The following is a 17,332-nucleotide window of genomic DNA, read 5'->3' on the forward strand; positions in this document are numbered from 1 at the left end:
CTACTCGACTTCCTGCTTGATCTGGCTGCGCAAATATCCGTCGATAAATCCGTCCAAATCTCCGTCCATGACGGCGCCGACATTACCGGTCTCCACTTGTGTCCGATGATCCTTAACCATGCTGTACGGATGGAATACATACGAACGGATCTGGCTGCCCCAAGCAATATCGGACTGCTCGCCGCGGATCTCCGCCAATTCCTTCTGCTGCTCCTCGATTTTGCGTTCGTAGAGCTTGGAACGAAGCATCGTCATCGCCCGCTCGCGGTTCTTGATCTGGGAGCGCTCATTCTGGCACGTCACCACCACGCCGGTTGGCAAGTGCGTAATCCGGACGGCTGAGTCCGTCGTATTGATATGCTGTCCGCCGGCGCCGCTCGCCCGGTACGTGTCGATCTTCAGATCCTCGGTACGGATGTCGATCTCCACGTCATCCGTAATTTCCGGTACGACGTCACAGGACACGAAGGACGTATGCCGTCTGCCCGAAGAGTCGAATGGAGAGATCCGAACCAGTCGATGGACCCCTTTTTCAGCCTTCAAATATCCGTAGGCATTAAAGCCTTTGATCAATAGGGTTACGCTTTTGATTCCCGCTTCATCGCCAGGGAGATAATCCAGCGTCTCCACCTTGAAGCCGCGCTTCTCGGCCCATCGCGTGTACATGCGGTGCAGCATTTGGCCCCAGTCTTGAGACTCGGTACCACCGGCGCCGGGATGCAGCTCAAGAATCGCATTCATTTTATCGTAAGGCTGGTTCAGCAGCAGCTGAAGCTCAAATTCCTCCACGCGCCCAACCAGGTCCTTGATCGTCTCACCGATCTCTCCCGCAAGGGAGTCATCGCCCTCTTCATCCGCCAGCTCGATCATCACGACGGCATCATCGTAATCCGCCTGCAGCTTCTGGTATTGATCCACGGATGACTTCACGGCATTCATCTCGGCGATTAGCGCCTGAGCCTTCTCATTATCGTCCCAGAAATCCGGAGCCGCCATCTTCTCCTCAAAATTCTCAATCATTTCCTGTTTGAGATCTAAGTCAAAGAGACCCCCTAAGATTGGTTAGTTTTTTGCTGATTTCACGCAGGTCCTGCTTCACACTTGGATCGATCATGAGTCCTCGTCCTTTCTTATCTACACGTAATAATTTCAGTATACCCTCTCCTCCATGGAAAACGTTCCATTTCAAGAGAAATTTACGTTGCTGTACCAGGAATTTGGCCGTTTATTCAGATAAACTCCCTTAAGCGCGGCAGGGGTATTCGGATCACCGTGGAAAAGACCACCATCACCCGGTTCATCTGCCGCTCTTAAGGGAGCCAGAAAAATCCGCGCCCATCACCTGGACGGGCTATTCTATATACGATTCATTGCCTTTAAGACGGATCGCTTACGCGTTCTGTCCATGGCAATGCTTGTACTTCTTGCCGCTGCCGCATGGGCACGGGTCGTTCCGGCCGATCTGTTCAGCTACCTGGACCGGTCGCTTCTCGGCAGGTTCGCTGCTGCTGTTCGTGGAGACTTTGTTCTCGTCCACGACCGCTTGACGCTCCTGGTTCGTTGCGATTTGAGCCTTCATGATGTAGGTCGCCACTTCTTCCTGGATCGTAGCGATCATCGCATTAAACATTTCGAAGCCTTCGAATTGGTATTCGCGAAGCGGATCGGTACCGCCGTATGCACGGAGGTGGATGCCTTGACGCAGCTGGTCCATCGCATCGATGTGATCCATCCACTTGCTGTCTACCGCGCGCAGCACGATAACCTTCTCGAACTCGCGTACCATTTCCTCGCCGATGGCTTGCTCGCGCTCTTCGTATTTCTTCATCACGCGATCGAAGATATACTCGGTAAGCTCTTCGGCTTCTTTGCCCCACAGATCCTCGCGGGTAACGGCACCCTCGTCCAGCAGCTTGCTGTTCACGTAGTCTGCCACTTCCTGCAGTTCCCAGTTCTCCGGAATGTCATCGCTGCAGTGAGCCTGCACGACGCGGTCAATGACCGGCTTGATCATCTCGACAACGATTTGCTTGATGTCTTGGGATTCCAAGATCTCGCGGCGCTGCTTGTAGATAATCTCGCGCTGCTGGTTCATGACGTCATCGTATTGGAGAACGACTTTACGCATGTCGAAGTTGTTGCCTTCTACCCGCTTCTGCGCGGATTCAACCGCACGGGTAATCATTTTGCTCTCGATCGGCTGATCTTCTTCGAAGCCAAGGCGTTCCATCATGTTCAGCACGTTGTCCGTACCAAAACGCTTCATCAGCTCATCGCCGAGGGACAGGTAGAACTGGGTAGACCCCGGGTCACCCTGACGACCGGCACGGCCGCGCAGCTGGTTATCGATCCGGCGCGATTCGTGACGCTCCGTACCGATAATGTGAAGTCCGCCAATATCCTGTACGCCTTCGCCAAGCAAAATATCCGTACCGCGCCCCGCCATGTTCGTCGCGATCGTGACCGATCCCGGCTGTCCGGCGCGCGAGATGATTTCCGCTTCCTCCGCATGGTATTTCGCATTCAGCACTTTATGCTGGACGCCTTTGCGTTTCAGCATTTCAGACAAACGCTCGGAGTTCTCGATGGAAACCGTACCCACCAGAATCGGCTGGTTCTTCTTATGGCGTTCCACGATCTCGGCTACTACCGCCTTGAACTTGCCATCTTCGCTCTTGTAAACCACATCCGGCATGTCGACACGCTGATTCGGTCGGTTCGTCGGAATTTGAAGCACTTCAAGACCGTAAATTTTCTTGAATTCTTCTTCCTCCGTCTTCGCCGTACCCGTCATACCCGCCAGCTTGCGATACATCCGGAAGTAGTTCTGGAAGGTAATCGTCGCAAGAGTCATGCTCTCGTTCTGAACCTCAATGCCTTCCTTCGCTTCGATCGCCTGGTGGAGACCGTCGCTGTAGCGGCGTCCAGCCATCAGACGGCCCGTAAATTCGTCAACGATGACCACTTCGTCGTCGGTAACCACGTAATCCACATCGCGGCGCATGATCACGTTCGCTTTCAGCGCTTGTACAATGTGGTGATTCAAGGTTACGTGGTTGTGGTCATACAGGTTCTCGATTCCGAAGGAACGTTCAGCCAGCGCCACGCCTTTTTCCGTCAAGGCTACGGATTTGACTTTAATGTCTACCGTATAATCCTCTTCGGCCGTCAGACGCTTCACGAACCGGTCGGCTGCAAAATACAGCTCGGTCGATTTCTGAGCTTGTCCCGAAATGATGAGCGGCGTACGCGCTTCGTCAACCAGGATGGAGTCCACTTCGTCAATGATACAGAAATACAGCGGACGCTGTACCATCTGCTCTTTGTAGAGGACCATGTTGTCACGCAGATAGTCAAAACCGAACTCATTGTTCGTCCCGTACGTAATATCGCAAGCATAAGCCTGCTGTTTATCCGGGTGCTCCATGCCGCTTAGGTTAACCCCAACGGATAGACCCAGGAAGTTATATATTTGCGCCATCTCTTGGCTGTCACGCTGTGCCAAATAATCATTGACGGTAACCACGTGAACGCCTTTGCCAAGCAGGGCATTTAAGTAAACCGGCAGCGTACCTACAAGGGTCTTACCTTCACCGGTCTTCATCTCTGCAATTTTGCCTTCGTGGAGGGCCATCCCCCCGACCAACTGCACGTCATAGTGACGTTTGCCAAGCGTCCGTCTGGAAGCCTCGCGGACTGTCGCAAACGCTTCGGGAAGCAATTCCTCCAGCGTCTCACCTTTCTCGATCCGCGCACGGAACTCCTCGGTTTTGGCTTGCAGCTGCTCATCGGAGAGCTTCTCAAAATCCGGTTCCATTTTGTTGATTACATCGACCGTCTTCATGAGACGTTTGACATCACGCTCGTTGGTGTCGCCGAAAATCTTTTTGACAAGTCCTAGCATGGTTAACCCCTTTCGTGCAAAACAAGTGATAGAATCAACTTCATTAAATGCCAAAGGGTTAAATGATGAAATCGATTCATTGATTCCTTATGATGGTCCCATTTCATGCAAGCTAAAAAGCCCGTCCCATAAAATGAGGGTTTGCATAAATTGTAACAGTTTGTAAGGGATGCCGCAACAATATGTGCTATAACAAGTGCTGTCTGTTACGCGAAGCCTTACTGTATGAGACGCGGAGAGGCCCAAAAAAGTTGCGTGGAGCATTTCCCTAGCGCGCAGCAATGGAATTATCTTCATCCCCGAAGTCAAATTCTACATCTAATGAGGACAGGAACATCGATGTCCATTGTACGGAATAAGCTGAGGATGAGGCCTGAAGCCATCGTCTGGAGCAATCGCTGAATTATCGGCTAAATGGGCTTCAATCCGGCTATATAGGAAGCCCTAGCTTTGTGTCATCTGAGGCTGTTGTAAGAAGGACCCATGAAGTTCCTTATGAACCCATTCCATCGATAAAAAGGTTGCACTATTCGGCATACTCCGATGGGCCTACCATCAAATTCCATTCTTTTTGCGATCCTTACGCGTCTCGAAGCCGTATATCCAAATAAAGAGCCCCACCCGCTTGCACGGATGAAGGCTCATCTTACATTTCGATTTCATTTTAAAATCGAACCGGGCCAGCTGCCTCCGCACTCCCTTAGGAATGCTGCCGCTTAAAACTCAGTCCCGCTCGATCAATCCGTACTTGCCGTCATCACGTTTGTAGACGACATTTACTTCTTGTGTGTCAATGTTGGAAAATACAAAGAAATTATGGCCTACCATGTTCATCTGCAGGATCGCTTCTTCCACGTCCATCGGTTTCATGGTAAAACGTTTCGTACGGACGACTTCGTATTCGTCCTCGTCATACTCCACTTGCTCTGCATCCACCTGACTGGTGGCCGCTGCCCCGTTCTCCGCAATGAGCGTCTTCAGTCCGCCCTCTTGCTTGATCTTGCGGTTCAGCTTGGTTTTGTGCTTGCGAATCTGACGTTCCAACTTGTCCACAACGGCGTCAATGGAAGCGTACATATCATCGCTTCGGTCTTCCGCACGAAGTACCACACCGGTAAGCGGAATGGTCACTTCCACCGTGTGCAATCCTCGAATGACACTCAGGGTGACGTATCCTTCGGAGGTGGGGGGTGCATCAAAATACTTATCTAGCCTGCTGAGTTTCTTGTCAACATAGTCCTTCAAAGCATCGGTCACTTCAATTTGTTGACCTCGGATAGTGAATTGCATTGGGCACTCCTCCTTTGCACCTTCATTATAGCATTTTGTTAAGCCTATGTAAAAAGACAGAATTGTGAATTTTAGCACAATATTTTTCGGAGGTCGGATACAAAAAAAGACCCCGGAAGTTCCGGAGTCTTGGGCTAGCGAATCTCCAATTGTTAACCATCGTACCGTTTATGTAGGTCGGCTATGCCGGGATGATTATAATTTGATTACGTTAGCTGCTTGCGGGCCACGAGCGCCTTCAACGATCTCGAATTCTACGGATTGTCCTTCTTCCAGAGTCTTGAAGCCCTCGGATTGGATCGCGGAGAAATGTACGAATACGTCGCCGCCGTCCTCAGTCTCGATGAAGCCATAACCTTTCTCTGCGTTGAACCATTTCACTTTACCTTGCATGCACTAACATTCCCTTCATTGTCAAATAAAGTGTGACACTAATTGTCCACATTTCCGACTATAGCACCCGACTTATCCAGTGTCAATTACCAAGGAAAAGGTTTTCTTTTGCAGAAAACCGGGAAAAATGTCGACTTGGCTTCACGGCTGAGTTGGCAGGCGGAAAATAGTTTGCGGACAAAATAGGTTTATGGTTATTTAACCAGGGAGGGAGGGGGTGAAACAGGCTGCAAACTAATTTTCTTTTGATTTACTATTCAGAATTATCCATTAGACTTTCAGTAATTGATCCGATCTAACTTCTATTCCTTTAACAGAGTAATTAAAAATGCCCAGTTATCTAATTTCCCATTCATGACTTTACTCGAAAGAAGGTTCATATATTTCGAACTATGTTCGATGGATTTACTGAATGCTTGAATAACATCAACTGCCTTCTCCGGTGTCATTCCCTTATTATAAACAGCCACTCCTTGAAGACAGAATCTCATCAAACTATATAATATGGAAAGTAATAGATACTCTTCGAGAATGTTTGAATTCTCTCTGAATAAAAACAGTCTTTGGAACACCTGATTAACCAGATAATTTTCAAGAATGTAGGAGTGTTCATTTATAAATGGCTCATAATACTCGGTACAACCATGAATATATTTAGATTGAATGGCACTTTCATCAGACGAATCTAGCCCGAATGCCTGTATTGATTCACTTATATAGTTTCGAAACCTATCATGAGTTATAGTGGTATTAATCTGCATGACTTCTATTAAAAATTTCAACTGTATAGACGTAACCCTTGGCAGTTTACTTATTTCATTTACTGTTGAAGGAGAATCTAATCTCCTTCTGAATTCTTCAACAATATTAATAATTTGAAGCCGGTCATCGCTAGGAGCCACTGAAACTAATTTTTCGCAAAAAAGTCCGAGGAGTATCATACGATCCGGAACAGTGAAACTTCGTTTTTGAAGCATATCAATTACAAGGCTTCTAATTTCCCATAAGCAAGTATTCCATACACTTTGCTTTGTGGTAATACTTTTTTTTGTCACAAATCTGGTATCTAATACTTCCTCTACTACATCAAACTCCATTAAATTTTTGTTCAACAATGCTAACCTAGCCGTTTCGGGACAAGACATATTGGCAGAAAGTTCCACTTGCTGATCCACAATATTAAAAACTCGCGGATATGTTAAACATGTTTCAGATAAAAAACCTTCCCCAAATTTAAGTTGTATACTGCATAAGCCATCTTGAAGAAAGGCACATGCTCCTCCATTAGTCTGAATGTAAGCAGCATTACCAGCCGATGAATCCTTATTTTTCTTGATGTTTTCCGTTATCTTTATTGCGACATCCTTTTCTTTGATTTTTTTATATTTTTTGTAGGTGCTCTTATCTATGTTTATTTTCCAGCCAGAACAACAGGTGTCTGAACAAGCGCTGCCAATACATTGAAACTCATTCATATATTGTGGTTTCAATATCACAAAATTCTTCTTCATTCAATTTCTCCTCACCAGTAACTTGGAGTGTATTTACTTTTTGATATACCTTTTATCGGAAAATGTTTAACATCTATCAAGATCAAACGAAATTTTTGGTCCTGATAAATAAAGACTGTCCCAAAAGTCTATAGACTTTTGGGACAGTCTTCGTGCGATTTAGTAGTACTTATTGATATGTGTACTCAATAGTGTTACTTTCCTGACCGTCCGGATTTACAACCTTGACTTGAACAACACCTGAACCCGGTGGTACTTTAACACCTAAACGTGTAATTGATGAAAATGTGACACTTGGCGACTCAACCCCACCAAAGAACACTTTGGCTCCTTTCACATAATTTTGCCCAGTTAGATAAATAGTGTTTCCACCTGCCGTTGGTCCAGTTTTTACATTAGTTGTACTAATAATCGGTGCAGGAGTTACCGGCGGCTCCTCATAAATAAAGGTGGATGTTGCACTCTCCCCATTATTCAAGGTCACTACAATTGGAACTTCCCCTGTAATTGAACTTGGAGGAGTCGTTATTTTAATTCTTGTATTACTCACAAAACTGTCAATCGGAACATTTACCCCATTAATCGTTACAACCATAGTCGGCTCAAAATTAGTACCGTTAATATAAACATTCGTCCCCCCTGTCTTTAAGCCGCTTGTTACCGACAAGCCTGTGATAGTAGGTTGTGTCAACCTGTAAATGTATCCATCATGTAATGTAAACCTGCCTGAATCGGGATTTAACACAGTAACATCAACTTGGCCAGAGGACAAAGAAGATGGAGCAGCAACACTAATACGTGTCGAGCTTGAATATGATTTTACTTCGGCCTCAGTATCTCCAAAAAATACACGGATCCCCCTTTGAAAGTTTGTTCCGGTAATATAAACAATGTTTCCACCAGTAGTAATCCCGCTATTAGGATTTAATACGGTAATAGTAACCGGCTCTGGTTGTGGTTCCGTGTACGTATAATTGATATTTTCATTGGTCATTTGACCATCGGGGTTTTTGACGGTAACTTGAACAACCTTTGCTTCGTTCGCTGCAGGGGTAACTATTCTTAACTGTCCGCTTTTTACAAAGGTGGTTGGAATCTCAACGTCATCTAATAATACAATTGCTCCTTGGATAAAATTCTGACCGTTCACTAACACAGTAGTATTTCCCGTCATCAGACCTGTATCAGGTGTTATTCCGCTTAAGACTGGTGCAGGGGAAGGTGCAGGTACATTATACGTGTAACTCGCTGGTAATATCGCTTCCTTGCCATCAGGATTAATCACTTTTACATCGAATGTCCCTTCAACATTCGAGGCAGGTATCACGACAGCCAAACGTGTAGCTGAAGTCGAAGAAACCTTTGCAGGTACACCGTTCACTTGTACAGTCACATCTGCTATAAATCCGGAACCCGTGATATAAACCGTATTCCCTCCTTGCATTCCCCCTTCTTTCGGGTTAATAACGTTTATTACTGGTGCAGGGTAATCTGGTTTAGCATAAGTATAACCTTGTGGTAATTCAGCTTCCTGACCATCTGGGTTAACCAATTTTATATCCACTGCGCCTTCTTGACCAGCAGGAGCAGTAACTTGGATTCTTTCAATGGAAGAGATAGATCGTATTTGAGCTTCATTTTCACCAAAGTATACTTTAACCAAAGGATCAATATTTTTTCCATTGATATATACTACTTCTCCGCCTGTTGGTAATCCAATACTTGGGGTTATGTTCACAATCTCAAGTTTTGGCTTTTCAGGCTCTTTATAATTAAATCCTGAAGGAATTGTTAACGACGATCCATCTGGATTTGAAATTGTAATATCCACCAATCCACTTTGTGCAGCTGCAGGAGTTTTTAAAGATAGATAACCGGTACGTTGAGTTGTAATTACTGCTGATTGATCGCCAAATTTAACATTTACTCCTGGCATAAAGTAATTCCCGTACATTGTTACTACAGTATTCCCTTCAATAGGACCTTCTTGAGGGCTATAGGATGTCACTTCAGGGTTAGCTATATACTGATAACTACTGGTGACAGATTGGTTATCAGGATTTTGAACTTTTACACTAGCAGTCCCTTGAGTTCCAGCAGGCACAATCACCTTGAGTGTTTTAGCGTCAACAAACGTAACCCCCTTCGATTCAATTGTATTAAAAAATACTCGTGCGCCATTTACAAATTTATCTCCGTTAATTACAACTTCATTTCCACCTGTTGGATGTCCACTCGGTTCAATAATAGAAGTAATGATTGGCGGCGGAAGTTTTACCTTGATCAACTGATTGGGTATAAGCTTGTTACGATTTGCGCCAGCATAATCTTTATATGTTACATTTGCAGATGAAGTAGATACATAGAAGTTTCCTGCTTGTTGATTCTTAGGTCTAACCTTGTAAGAGAATTTCAAGGTGTTATTCTTAAGTTCCAGGAAACTCCAGCTGATTTCATTCCCTGATACTGTAGGTTGCGGAATATTATGTAGATAAGAGTCAGGGACAATTTCAAATTGGTCGCTCACATAGTCGGTTACTTTTACATTATAAGCACTTGCTATTCCGATTTCTTTTACAATAGCTGCATAAATATCACTCAGACCGACAGAGCCTAACACGAAGTGATGATGAGATGAAGTGGTTGCCATTTTGGTCAGAAGCTGATTGGGACCGCTCGTATCAGGATTATCATTTGTATTTAATAATGCAATGGTATAGAATACAATCCCCTGGTCTTTGGCAGCTGTCGCTCTATCCAGAGCATATTGGTAGGCATTACCGCTTGGTTCGGTAGCATCTCCATCCGTCATTAATACAATAACTGGCTGTGCTCCTTCGCGCGGTGCCTTTGTCAACTCATTAATAGCAGCATCAATGGCATACCCTGTTCCAGTTCCGCCATTCGCCTGAATCGTATTAACGTACGTTTTGGCTGCGTTTGCATCTGTTGTCAGCGGAAAGGTCTTCACATTATTTTGCGAACTATAATCCACAACGCCTACACGATGGACACTCATATCCATCAGGTCAATAAATCCTTTAGCCGAGTCTCTAGCGGCTACAATTTTATCCCCGGCCATACTGCCAGATTTATCGATAACCAGAATAACGTCATTTGGTCTAACAATCGATACTGGCGGAGTTCCTTGGATCGTAAGTTCAACAGTTGCCTCCCCTTCTGTTGTTATCTCAGCCGGTGATACCTGTCGTGAAACCTGAATATAATCTGACGCGGCCGACACTGGTTCTGTAAGGTTCCCCAGGCCGGTAATACTTAAAATAAATACCAGCAATAAAGTAATGCTTTGTTTAATGCGCATACAGCCCCTCCTTATTATTTGTAAGTATCAAGCATAAGGCCTGACCCTAAAGATGACATTTCATATTTATTTCTGAAGTTATTTCCCTTACGAAACTGGCTAATCTGATCTGAGACGATATCATACTGCCGGGAAACTTCATTGTTTATTTGCATCTCCAACTGATAACAAGTCCGTAACAACCCCTGTACCTGTTCTTTATCCTCTTTATGAAGACTATTTATATTGACACTTTGGAATTCTTCTACCAGTTTTGATTGCATTGAAATATATTCCCCTGACTTCATTGACCAATCTTCATTGGACTGGATCTCCATCAAATAATTTTTAGTAAGTTCAACGAGTGCCTGAGCAGTATCAACCAAATTATGAGACTCCATCATTTATGCTTCACCGTCTTCATGGCTTCATTCCAGGCATCACGAAGGTCTGTTACCATTCCTATGACTTCCTGTAACGCATCCAAGTCTAACTTTATGCTTGCAAAGATTAAACGCTGTTTAAAGTATTCGTATAGAGAAGCCAGATTTGTAGAAATGTCATAATTCATATCAAGAGTAGCTTGCAACTCGTCGATAATGTCTACGGCCTTTGTAATGTTTGTATTTTTACTCATGAAATCTTTATTCTCCACACCAATAAGTGCTTGCTTTAAAAACCTTATACAACCGTTATAAAGCATCAACGTCAATTCTTCAGGTGTCGCAGTTTTAATTTGAGTCTCATAGTATCGGTTTACTGCTTGCTGCACGGCTGATTACCTCTTTTCGTCAATTATTGCTCCTACTACGATTTGTTGTAGTTTTTCAACCAACTCAATCATTTTTTCCGGTGGAAGTTCACGTATTATCTCATTAGTTTCTTTGTTATAAATCTTGATGATTAAATTTCCGGTAGACTCATGTAATTTAAATTCATACCGTTGTGGAGTACCTTCCAGAGTTCTGTTCACTTTATTAATTGCATCCAATACTGCCTTCTCGCTGACAGATAATGGCTCCGTCCTACTTTTGTCTTGCAAAGTGTGATAACTTGTTCCCACATAACTAGGGGAGACCACTGACTCTGTAACCTTTACGTTGGTGTTTGACAAGGAAGTAGTAGGTAAGTTAGGAACCTGCACCTTAAACCCTCCTCGACTAGATTCAACTCAACCCATATTTTGCATCAAGAAATTAAGCTGACTATTACTATTCGCCATGGCTTTCTCCATAGCCGCAAATTGCTTATAATAGAAATTTTCTTTCCTTTTCAACTTATCTTCTAGTGCTTTAATATCTGATTCAATTTTACTGGACTGTCTCCCCAAATCTGTAGAGATGTCGGTGTAAGAGCCCCCGACTCTCCCTGATTTTTTGTTAATATCCCCAATTGTTGTATTGAGTTGCTTATACATTTTTTGAAATAAACCTTCTTCTGCACCTATAGACGATGCGCGTGTAAATACAGCCTCTACTTGATTAGGGTTTGCTTCAATTGCTTTTCGCAACTTATCTTCATTCAAAACAATTTTGCCACCTGCTGAGGAAAAGTCGATAGCATTCCCATTATACGCCGTCGTCCCGAGCCCTATATCCATTGGAGATATTTTCGTAGTTTCATTGACAGGAATAGCCTGAGAGAGAAAAGAGCGCATTGTCCGTGCGAACGGTTCAAGCAAGGAATCATTTCTCAGCAATCCCCTTTTCGCCATAATGTCCCAGTTTTTAACATCCTCTTCGCTCATTTCCTTTTTCTGTTCACTTGTTAATGGATCGTATCCACGGGCTAGCTTCTCATCTGTCAATTTGTGTACTAACGATATAGTTTCATTATAAATACCAACAAATTCTTTAATTTTGCTAACTATTGCTTCCGTGTCGCTATTATTCGTAATAGTTACTGCTGATGCGGTAGGCTGCAACAGTGTATACGTAACCCCATCCTGGGTGAACGAATTACTTGAGCGTTCAGATACAATTCCATTTATAGTGACCTTGGCATCTTTTCCAGTTTCTACAACTCCGGTGTCCATCTTGATTGCCGCGAGAAAATTGCCTTCTGTGTCCTGAGCATCGATTTTTGCAGCTTTACCAGTATCCCGGGAAACGAAAACAAACTGGTCCCCTGCAGAATCGTAACTCAATGCTACCCCAGCGTTCGATTGATTAATTTTGTTGATGATGCTTTGAAGCGTATCATCTTTGCTGTATGAAACTTCAACTCCATTGATCGTCATCGATAAACTAGTTGCACCTGAAGATGGATCAGGATCTAAGGTTGGAGAAGTCTGAAAATCTCCTGCATTTCCTGCTAAAGTTTTGCTCAAATCAAGCACACTGCCATTGGTAACTTTTCCGTTGCTTTGTTTCTTGGCTTGTTCAGCCAAGTTGCTGACTTCGATCGTTGTAGTCACTTTGCCGGGGTTACTTCCACTTACCTTTACCGCATTCTCATTAGATGAGCTAGCTTTAATCCCCGAAAAGTCTGCACTAAAGCGCATCTTATTGATATTGTCTCGAAGTGTCATCAATTTGGAATTTACATCCCTATACAGATCCATTCGATATTGAACCGTTGTCTTCTTTTGGGTCTTCTTTGTCAGCGGAATCCGTTCCGCCTTCATCAAATCTGAAACTAATGCATCGATATCCATTCCAGATGACATACCGGAAATTCGAATAGTCATTCAATCACCCCTCTATTAAGAGTATCAGTGCGAACCATCGCAAGTTCGTATGGTTTAGCTAGGTTATAGGCAGCAAGCGCTTCCTTTAGCTCCCCGGTTACCTCGTAGAACACACCCAGGTTATAAGCTGCAAGATATGAACCTACTCCTTCCGTTGTTGCATATTTTCTGGATTCCCCAATTTGAAGGGCTTGATTAAAGGCTACTGGGATTTGTTTGATCCTGCCATCATCAATATATAATAAACCAAGCTGAAACCACAGATCAGGATAATCCTCATAATATTTTTGATTATTTTCAAGTAAATCGATCGCGTCATCAACCAATTGTGCTTTACGTAATAGCTTAGCAAATTCGATGACCATGGCAGCATGAGAAAGAGAAGGAATCTTCATACAATTTGACGCATGTATGAACGCGTCGCAAGCTTCTTCCAGCTCATCGACCGAAGCATGAAGCTTCCCCAGCTGATACCACATATATCCATCATACGGGTTGTTTCGAAGATGCTTATGATATAAATCGTAGTAAAGACCGTATTTTCTTTCACGATAGCTCAATTGGTTGTAGCCAAAATGATTTATCATAATATCACTCATAATAAAAGAAGCAATTGAACGATCATAGTATAAAACTTCATGGACCGAGCCATGGAACCTGAATTTCTGTTGATTAGGAAATAAACGAACCATACGATGGACCTGACACTGCTCATTCGCATTAGAAATATTCCGAATCATTATTGCTGCTGGTATCTGTGGTTTTTTTTTAACATAGTCCACAATTTTCCTGTAAGTAGCTGACTGGAAGCGCTCATCCGCATCGATTACAAAAATGTGTGTGCCTCTTGCCATGGAAAGAGAGTAATTTCTAGCCTTTGCGAAGTCTCCCTCCCAAGTACAATGGAATAAACGAACGTTTGCATAGGACTCGGCAATATAAGTAGTTCGATCTGTAGAACCGGTATCAACAATGATAACTTCCACTTCGCCGGGAATACTTTCCAAGCAAGCTCTGATGTTTTCTTCTTCGTTTTTGACGATCATGCATACAGATATTCTCATGGTTTCGGTTCACTCCTATAAGAAAGGAGCCCACTGAATCAGTGGACTCCTACCGGACTTGAAGCTAATCCAATTAACGCAACAATTGCAATACGCCCTGAGGCGCTTGGTTAGCTTGAGCCAACATAGCAGTAGAAGCTTGTTGCAAGATATTGAATTTCGTGTAGTTCATCATTTCTTTAGCCATGTCAGTATCACGAATCCGGGATTCTGCAGCTTGCAGGTTCTCTGCCGTTGTACCTACGTTGTTGTACATGTGCTCAAGACGGTTTTGGAATGCCCCCAATGTAGAACGAGCAGCATTTACAGTACCAATTGCTGTGTCAAGCGCTGCAAGCTCAGTTACAGCATTGGCTTGAGTATCCAGTCCACCCAGGGTAGTCGTAAGATTATCAATTTTCGCTGCTGTCATATCAATTTCAACTTTTTCATTTGCTGTTCCGCCAAGTTGAATGTTAAATGTCGCGCCAGCAGATCCATTAAGCAATTTGATTCCGTTGAAATCAGCGTTCTTAGCGATGTCATCAATCGCTTTGATCAACTCGCCGTACTCGTCATTCATAGCAACCAAGTCGCTTCCATTGTAGGTACTGGAAGAAGCTTGCGTAGCCAATTCTTTCATACGAGTCAGCATGTCGGAAACTTCATTCATTGCACCTTCAGCTGTTTGCACGAGGGATACGCCATCTTGAGCATTACGCATACCTTGATTCATAGACTTAATTTGTGCGCGCATTTTCTCGGAAATCGAGAGACCTGCAGCATCGTCAGCAGCACGGTTTACACGGTAACCGGAAGAAAGCTTCTCGGAAGATTTACCCTGTTGAACGTTGTTGAAAGTCAGGTTGCGGTGAGAGTTCATCGCGTTAAGATTGTGGTTGATAATCATTGATTATTCCTCCTTGAGTTTGTAATTCACATCCTTGTGAAGTAGGCTCTTTGTCCTACATTATTTATATCGGAATCAAGTCAGAATAGTTTATATTATATTTCGTATTTTTTATTTTTTTATTTTTTTTATTAGATTAGGATCGAGTTTGGCATTGGTAGCTTCCATATTATTCGCTTTTACTTCTTCCACTAATTCCTTTCTTAAGATAACAACATCTTCTGGCGCTCGAATACCGATCTTCACACTATCTCCTTCTATAGAAGAGATATAAATCTCAATGTCATTCTGGATGAGAATGGATTGACCCCGCTTTCTTGTGAGTACAAGCATCATTTCAACTCCATTCTATCTGACTTATCCGTAATCAAAGGGGCATTCGTTCGATAACCCGTGTTCTCCTGAACAACATACTGAGTTCCCTTACCGTTTAAAACATTTACTATTAGTGGTGCCACAAGATTTAATGTAGACTCCTCTAATGTCCCCTTCATTGTTACAATGCACAGAATTAGAGCGTCTTCTGCCTGTACCAAATGCAATGTGATTTTCATGGATTCATTTAACTGTATGGAATAATTCGGATACCAATGAAATGGAGTTACCGTCAAAAAGGAAATATCCTCGTCCTCCTCACTCTTTAAGTAAGCAAAAGGAGTACCCTCAATCGACTCTAGTCGAAAATTATTTAAATGATTAAACCCAAGAATATTTCCTTGAAATGAAATTTGCATGTTATGGAATTTCTCCAACATTCTAAAAACCTCCTAAAAAGACTACAGCTTCAGAAGCTATAGTCTCATTATCAACCAAATAGATCATAATCGCTAACCCAAATTTTCAGGCTATTCTGATTTCTTATATAAACGTCTACTCCACCAGGAGTATAGGCAACCTCAGGACGTTGTGGTGAATAATTCACATTGGTTTGATGCAAAGACCAACTCATTTGTAGATCAACAGGTGTATATTGAACTCTAACATTATCATTGGAAGCCGTACCATTGTATTCAATGCTCGGTTTCTCCTGAACTCTCTGTGCCATAATATCTGCGATCGAATTTCCCGATTTAGTAAACTGAGCCAATCGGTTACCTTCGTCCACGATTCTAGAGACATTCATCAGAAATTGTTGATCCATTTGGGAGTAAACCATCTGCAACCACTCCAAATGATTCCCTTTGCCTAATGCCATCCATGCCTTTGAGCTATCAATAGTCAATTCAGCAGGTACTCTTTGTACCTCCATCGCGGCAGGGGTTGTCTTAACATTTAACTCTCCTAGCGGGGACTTCATTTGGAACTGTCCCTGCCGAGATTCCATCCCTATATTAGCGTAGGTTTGCCTGATAGACAGTCGCAGTAGATTCATTGTTCCTCCTAACTATCTGAGGTAATCCAAAAGACTTATCTGCATAATTTTAGCGCTTGTGGCCAACGAGGCTTGATACACGCTTTCATCTTGTTTTAACTTCATAATAGTCTCAGCGTAGTCCGCATCCTCGACTTTTGCTTGCATGGAAGTAAGGTTCATTTCAAGATCACCCAGACGCTGGCTTATAAGTTCCACCCGATTGGTTTTGGCTCCAATCTCCGACCTTGCTTCATTCAGCTTAGCCAGTCTACTGGAAAAATTACCAAGTTCCGCTTGGGCTGCAGCTTTATCATTTGCCCCCAGCGCTGTCTGGACCCTCTTCAAAACAGCAAATAGATTATCTGGATCCGTAGGCTCGCCAAAAACGTCTTGGCCTGTAACGTTAATGGTAAGCGAAGCCCCCTCGGTAAATTTATAAGTGATCCCGTGTGTATCCGTCACTTGTGTAGGAGCAAGAGCTGCATCATAAGGCGCCTGATCGGTTAACTGTCCGTTAAAAATATGTTTATCATTAAATTTGCTGTTACCTAAAGATACGAGTTGTTCGTAAATCTGATTCAATTCCGTATTTACTGCATTTAATGCCTCTTGCGGATTAGTACCATTGACTGCTTGAACAATCAATTCATTGGCGCGCTGAGAAATTTCATTGACTTGACCTATCACCGTATCCGTATATTCCAGCCATGAAAGTGCCGTGTCCGCATTTTTCTGATATTGATCATTAAACGATAGCTCGCTCCGATATCTTAATGAATATGTAATTCCAACAGGATCGTCAGACGGCTTATTTAGCTTCATGCCTGTAGAAAGCACATTCATATTGCCGTCCATTCTCACTAAATTCGTATTAATATTCCGGATCATTTGCAGGTTCATCATGCCTGGTGTAACGCGTAAAGCCATGAACTATCGC

At 43.5% G+C, this 17,332-nt stretch carries 16 protein-coding genes; all 16 read right to left on the reverse strand.

Annotation, left to right across the window (positions count from 1 at the left end):
• A protein-coding gene (gene prfB / locus RB297_RS22080; RefSeq protein ID WP_096775885.1) for a peptide chain release factor 2 occupies positions 1-1,114 on the reverse strand; the annotation gives its coding sequence in 2 pieces (ribosomal slippage) (positions 1-1,041 and positions 1,043-1,114; 1,113 coding nt in all).
• Between the two features lie 276 nt (positions 1,115-1,390).
• Positions 1,391-3,904 (reverse strand): preprotein translocase subunit SecA, encoded by a 2,514-nt coding sequence (secA, locus tag RB297_RS22085; RefSeq protein ID WP_375121460.1) that lies wholly within the window; start codon positions 3,902-3,904, stop codon positions 1,391-1,393.
• Between the two features lie 723 nt (positions 3,905-4,627).
• Positions 4,628-5,194: a ribosome hibernation-promoting factor, HPF/YfiA family gene (hpf, locus tag RB297_RS22090; protein WP_009594286.1), complete on the reverse strand. Its 567-nt coding sequence runs from the start codon at positions 5,192-5,194 to the stop codon at positions 4,628-4,630.
• Positions 5,195-5,389: 195 nt separating this feature from the next.
• On the reverse strand, positions 5,390-5,587 hold the full coding sequence (locus RB297_RS22095; RefSeq protein ID WP_009594275.1) for a cold shock domain-containing protein: 198 nt from the start codon (positions 5,585-5,587) through the stop codon (positions 5,390-5,392).
• Between the two features lie 302 nt (positions 5,588-5,889).
• Entirely contained in the window at positions 5,890-7,098 is a 1,209-nt protein-coding gene (gene fliB / locus RB297_RS22100; protein ID WP_375121461.1) for a flagellin lysine-N-methylase, read from the reverse strand.
• A gap of 169 nt (positions 7,099-7,267) precedes the next feature.
• Positions 7,268-10,420: an IPT/TIG domain-containing protein gene (locus tag RB297_RS22105; protein WP_375121462.1), complete on the reverse strand. Its 3,153-nt coding sequence runs from the start codon at positions 10,418-10,420 to the stop codon at positions 7,268-7,270.
• A 14-nt stretch (positions 10,421-10,434) separates the two neighbouring features.
• Positions 10,435-10,785 carry a hypothetical protein gene (locus RB297_RS22110; RefSeq protein WP_375121463.1) on the reverse strand — a complete coding sequence of 117 codons (351 nt, stop codon included), beginning with the start codon at positions 10,783-10,785 and terminating at the stop codon, positions 10,435-10,437.
• Between the two features lie 14 nt (positions 10,786-10,799).
• Positions 10,800-11,171 (reverse strand): flagellar export chaperone FliS, encoded by a 372-nt coding sequence (fliS, locus tag RB297_RS22115; RefSeq protein ID WP_375121464.1) that lies wholly within the window; start codon positions 11,169-11,171, stop codon positions 10,800-10,802.
• Between the two features lie 6 nt (positions 11,172-11,177).
• A complete protein-coding gene (locus RB297_RS22120) occupies positions 11,178-11,543 on the reverse strand; it encodes a flagellar protein FlaG (protein WP_375121465.1) in 366 nt (121 codons plus the stop codon).
• Between the two features lie 27 nt (positions 11,544-11,570).
• On the reverse strand, positions 11,571-13,088 hold the full coding sequence (gene fliD, locus RB297_RS22125; RefSeq protein ID WP_375121466.1) for a flagellar filament capping protein FliD: 1,518 nt from the start codon (positions 13,086-13,088) through the stop codon (positions 11,571-11,573).
• Positions 13,085-14,152 (reverse strand): glycosyltransferase family 2 protein, encoded by a 1,068-nt coding sequence (locus tag RB297_RS22130; RefSeq protein WP_375121467.1) that lies wholly within the window; start codon positions 14,150-14,152, stop codon positions 13,085-13,087. The genes fliD and RB297_RS22130 overlap by 4 nt, the downstream gene beginning before the upstream one ends.
• A 73-nt stretch (positions 14,153-14,225) precedes the next feature.
• Entirely contained in the window at positions 14,226-15,041 is an 816-nt protein-coding gene (locus RB297_RS22135; protein ID WP_375121468.1) for a flagellin N-terminal helical domain-containing protein, read from the reverse strand.
• Positions 15,042-15,152: 111 nt separating this feature from the next.
• Positions 15,153-15,377 carry a carbon storage regulator gene (locus tag RB297_RS22140; protein WP_375121469.1) on the reverse strand — a complete coding sequence of 75 codons (225 nt, stop codon included), beginning with the start codon at positions 15,375-15,377 and terminating at the stop codon, positions 15,153-15,155.
• The gene (locus RB297_RS22145) at positions 15,374-15,796 is read right to left on the reverse strand and encodes a flagellar assembly protein FliW (RefSeq protein WP_375121470.1); all 423 of its coding nucleotides are present in this window, start codon (positions 15,794-15,796) and stop codon (positions 15,374-15,376) included. The genes RB297_RS22140 and RB297_RS22145 overlap by 4 nt, the downstream gene beginning before the upstream one ends.
• A 50-nt stretch (positions 15,797-15,846) precedes the next feature.
• Positions 15,847-16,413 (reverse strand): DUF6470 family protein, encoded by a 567-nt coding sequence (locus RB297_RS22150; protein WP_375121471.1) that lies wholly within the window; start codon positions 16,411-16,413, stop codon positions 15,847-15,849.
• A gap of 12 nt (positions 16,414-16,425) precedes the next feature.
• Entirely contained in the window at positions 16,426-17,322 is an 897-nt protein-coding gene (gene flgL, locus RB297_RS22155; RefSeq protein WP_375121472.1) for a flagellar hook-associated protein FlgL, read from the reverse strand.
• Positions 17,323-17,332 lie beyond the last annotated feature (10 nt).

This window comes from Paenibacillus sp. CR_12 (assembly GCF_041953985.1).
GTDB lineage: Bacteria > Bacillota > Bacilli > Paenibacillales > Paenibacillaceae > Paenibacillus_AQ > Paenibacillus_AQ lautus_A.